The organism is Nocardia kruczakiae NBRC 101016 (assembly GCF_001612965.1).
Classification (GTDB): domain Bacteria; phylum Actinomycetota; class Actinomycetes; order Mycobacteriales; family Mycobacteriaceae; genus Nocardia; species Nocardia kruczakiae.
This window is the reverse complement of record NZ_BDBL01000084.1, coordinates 1-4,102: the sequence shown is the minus strand read 5'-3', so window position 1 is coordinate 4,102 and position 4,102 is coordinate 1. Positions and strand designations below refer to the sequence as shown.

The 4,102-nt window shown below is 70.4% G+C and carries 2 protein-coding genes; both read left to right on the top strand.

Annotated features, from left to right (window positions below):
* The first annotated feature begins 2 nt into the window (after positions 1–2).
* On the top strand, positions 3–3,707 hold the full coding sequence (locus tag NK1_RS33020) for an ABC transporter ATP-binding protein (RefSeq protein ID WP_084461858.1): 3,705 nt from the start codon (positions 3–5) through the stop codon (positions 3,705–3,707).
* A gap of 15 nt (positions 3,708–3,722) precedes the next feature.
* Positions 3,723–4,102: 2-oxoglutarate dehydrogenase E1 subunit family protein (locus NK1_RS35965; RefSeq protein ID WP_245661000.1), on the top strand; the 380-nt coding region annotated here is incomplete at its 3' end.

The following is a 4,102-nucleotide window of genomic DNA, read 5'->3' as shown; positions in this document are numbered from 1 at the left end:
CGCTGGCGGCCAAGGCGGCGTTGGACCACGCCCGGCTGGGCGAGGTCGGGGCGCTCGCGCCGATCGCCGGGATTCTGGTCGCGCTGGCGGTGGCCCGGTTCGCGGCGACCTACGGGCGGCGCTGGCTCGCGGGACGGCTGGCGCTGGACGTCCAACACGAGGTGCGGGTGGACCTGCTCACCGCGCTGCACCGTTACGACGGGCCGCGGCAGGACCGGTTGCGCACGGGCCAGGTGGTGTCGCGATCGATCAGCGATCTGCAATTGGTGCAGGGACTGCTCGCGATGGCGCCGCTGTCGGCGGCGTCGCTGCTGATCTTCGCCTTCGCCGCGGTGGCCATGCTGGTGCTGTCGCCACCGCTGGCCCTGGTGTCGTTGCTGACCGTGCCGGCGCTGGCGCTGGTGGTGTACCGGGTGCGGCCGCGGCTGCACGCCGCCACCTGGTCGGCGCAGCAACGCGCGGCCGATCTGGCTCAGCACGTGGAGGAGACCGTCACCGGCGTCCGGGTGGTGAAGGGCTTCGGCCAGGAATCGCGGATGGTGCGGATACTGGAGGAGCACGGGCGGCGGCTCTACGCCCACCGCATGCGCGCGGCCCGCATCGACTCCCGGTTCGCGCCGACGGTGTCGGCGATTCCGCAGGCCGGGCTGGTGATCGTGATCGCGCTCGGCGGCACGCTGGCGCTGCGTGGGGCGATCGGCGTCGGCACGTTCCTGGCCTTCGCGACCTACGTGACCATGATGGCGTCGAGCACCCGCATCCTGTCGAACGTCCTGGTCATGGCGCAGCTGACCCGGGCCGCGGCCGAACGCGTCTATCAAGTCATCGATGAGGCGCCGGAGAGCATCGACCCACCCGATCCGCAACCGCTGCCGGAGGGTCCGCTCGGCCTGCACATCCGGGGCCTCACCTTCGGATTCGAGCCCGGCCGCCCGGTACTGCACGAATTCGACCTCACCGTGCGCCCCGGCGAGACGGTGGCGGTGATCGGACCGGCAGGCTCCGGGAAATCGACGCTGACACTGCTGTTGCCGCGCTTCCACATGCCGGAGGCCGGCCGGATCAGCCTCTTCGGGGCAGGATCGGACCACGATCCGGAGACCGCCGGGATCGATATCGCGCGGGTACGGGCCGCCGACCTGCGCGCGGCGATCGGCGTCGTCTTCGACGAGCCGTTCCTGTTCTCCGACACCATCTCCGCCAACATCGCACTCGGTAAACCGGATGCCGGCCCCGAGGAGATCCGGACGGCCGCACGGATGGCGGCGGCCGACGAATTCATCCGCGCACTGCCGGACGGCTACGACACCGTCGTGGGCGAGCGCGGTCTCACGCTCTCGGGCGGGCAGCGGCAGCGCCTGGCCCTGGCGCGCGCCCTGCTCGCCGACCCGCGCATCCTCGTCCTCGACGACGCCACCTCCGCGGTGGACGCCGTCACCGAGGCCGCGATCTTCGACGCACTGCCCGCCCACGGCCGCACCACGCTGATCCTCGCGCATCGCGAATCGACCCTGGCCCACGCGGATCGCGTGATCCGCCTGCCCGCGCCGGGCGGGCGTACGGCGGGTCGGAGCGACAACGCCGAGGTCGAGCCCGGCGACGTGGTCGAGCCCGGTATCGATCTGCCGGCCCACGACGGTGTGAGTCCCTCCGGCCCGCCCGGGACCACACCTGTTTCGACGCCGGGCACCATCGGCACCCAGCGCCCGGGCGAGCCTGCGCATCCCGCCGCGACGCCGCATTCCGAAGACGTTGTCGCCGTGGCTGATTCGGACCCGGAACCGGATGCGCCGCCCGAGATGCGGGCCGCCCTGGCGAGACTGGCTCCGGCGACCGAACAACCGGGACTCGACGACCGCGAGCTGGAACAGCCGGACCCGGAATTCCGGCTGGTGCGGTTGCTACGGCCGGTGCGCTGGCTGCTGGCGGCCGTGATCGCGCTGCTGGCCGTGGACGCGGGCATCTCGGTGGCGTTCCCGGCGCTCACCCGATTCGCGCTCGACGACGGCGTCGGACAGCATCGCGGCGCCGTGCTGGCGGCCGCGGCCCTCGCCGGGGTGGGGTTGGTGCTCCTGAGCTGGGTGGACGAGGCAGTGGGAACCCGGCTCTCCGCGCGCGGCGGCGAGCGGGTGCTGTACGGGCTGCGGGTGCGCAGCTACGCCCACCTGCAACGACTCGGCCTGGACTACTACGAGCGCGAACTGTCCGGCCGGATCATGACCCGGATGACCACCGATATCGACGCGCTGTCGACATTCCTGCAGACCGGGCTGAGCACCGCTCTCGTCAGCCTGGTCACGGTCGTGGGCATCGTGATCGCGCTGCTGGTGATCGACGCCGCCCTGGCCGTGGTGGTGTTCGTGGCGCTGCCGCCGCTGCTCGTGGCGACCTTGTTCTTCCGCCGCGTCTCGGCATCGGCGTATTCGGCCTCGCGGGAACGGGTGGCCACGGTCAACGCCGACTTCCAGGAGAACGTCGCGGGCCTGCGCGCGACGCAGGCCTACCGCCACGAGGCCGAGGCCGCCCGCCGGTTCACCGACTACTCCGATCGGTACCGCCGGGCCCGGTTGCGGGCCCAGCGCGCCATCGCGCTGTATTTCGCGTTCGTGCTGGCCTGGGCGGATCTGGCGCAGGCCGCGGTGGTGTATCTGGGCGCCCGCGAGGTCGCGCACGGCACCACCACCGCCGGCACCCTGGTCGCCTTCGTGCTCTACCTGAGTCTGCTGTTCGGGCCGATCACCCAGCTCTCCCAGGTCTTCGACGGCTACCAGCAGGCCCGGGTCGGATTGCGGCGCATCGAAACACTGCTGCACACCCCGTCCTCGATCGCCCCCGATCCGGCCGATGCGGTCGAGATCGAGGGCGGGCTGCGCGGTGAGGTGCGCTTCGACGGCGTCACTTTCCGCTATCCCGACGCCAGAACACCCGCGCTGGAAGATGTTTCCCTGCACATTCCGGCCGGCTCGACCCTCGCGCTGGTGGGTGAGACCGGGGCGGGCAAGTCGACGGTGGTCAAACTGCTGGCGCGTCTCTACGACCTTCCTCGCTCGCATCCGAACGGAGACGGAACCGCTGCGGCGGCCCACTCCGGATCCATTCGCGTCGACGAGATCGATATCCGGGACTACCGGCTCGCGCAGTTCCGTGCCCGGCTCGGTGTGGTTCCTCAGGAAGCTCACCTGTTCACCGGCGACGTCGCCGGCAACATTGCATTCGGGAAACCTTGTGCCACATCGGCGGACATCGCCCGGGCCGCCGCGGCGGTCGGCGCGCTCGAGATGATCGAGACACTGCCGCGGGGTATGGCCCAGCCGATCGGTGAGGGCGGGCGCGGGCTCTCGGCGGGCCAGCGCCAGCTGATCGCGCTGGCGCGTGCGGAACTGGTCGATCCGGATCTGCTGTTGCTCGACGAGGCCACCGCGGTCCTCGATCCGGCCAACGAAGAGAAGGTGCTGGTAGCGAGCAGATCGCTGGCACGCGGGCGCACCACGGTGATCGTCGCGCATCGTTTGGCGACCGCCGCGCGCGCCGATCGGATCGCGGTCGTCGCGCACGGGCGGATCGTGGAATTCGGCGCGCACGCGCAATTACTGGCGGAGCGCGGAATCTATAACCGACTCTGGGAGGCAGCCGATTCCGACGAAGGAATATTCTCGACACGGGACGAGTCGTCACCTATGAGGCTGGGTCTGTCCGGGGGTCGTTAACCGGACAGTGGCGCCGTGGTGCGCCTGTGCATGGCCGCGCTGGGGCACGCTGTCACGGCTGGGCCTATCCTCAGAAAGGGCGCATCGGCGCACATCGTGCCGATCGACCCGTGCCGGGCACGTCACAAACGTCGCAGCGCGAAGAACGAAATGAGGCGAACACCTGCTGTGAGCAGCTCAACATCCCAGTTCGGACAGAACCAGTGGCTCGTCGACGAGATGTACCAGAAGTACAAGCAAGATCCGTCGTCGGTCGATGAGAGCTGGCATGAGTTCCTCGCCGACTACACACCGGAATCGCCGGGTGAGACAGGTAACAGCAGTCCCGCCGCGTCCGCGCCGACCGCCGCCCCCAGCGCGCCGGCCACTCCGGCTCCGGCCAAGCCGAACGCATC